Origin of the sequence: Vibrio marinisediminis (assembly GCF_014050145.1) — a bacterium.
GTDB classification, from domain to species: domain Bacteria; phylum Pseudomonadota; class Gammaproteobacteria; order Enterobacterales; family Vibrionaceae; genus Vibrio; species Vibrio marinisediminis.
This window is the reverse complement of sequence record NZ_JACFYF010000125.1, coordinates 1-318: the sequence shown is the minus strand read 5'-3', so window position 1 is coordinate 318 and position 318 is coordinate 1. Positions and strand designations below refer to the sequence as shown.

Genomic DNA, 318 nt, shown 5'->3' with positions numbered 1-318 from the left:
CTAAAACGTGTGGTTGATGGTGTTTTACAGTTCACTGAAAACATTATTATTATTAATGATGGCTCTACAGATAGCACCTCTAAAATCCTAGAAAACTACCCGCATCTTACACATATTCCTATTGAAAAAAACACCGGAAAAGGAAACGCTTTACGGCTAGGATTTAAAAAAGCTAGATCTTTAGCTTATGATTATGCCATTACAATAGATTCTGACGGACAACATTTTCCAGAGGATATTCCTGTTTTTATAGAAGCTTTAGAACAAGCTAAAAACAAAAACCTATTGCTTATAGGAGCAAGAAACATGAGCCATGAA

1 protein-coding gene is annotated in these 318 nt (G+C 34.3%); it reads left to right on the top strand.

The features are described from left to right. On the top strand, window positions 1-318 hold a 318-nt coding region (locus H2O73_RS23640), incomplete at both ends, for a glycosyltransferase family 2 protein (protein WP_182110755.1).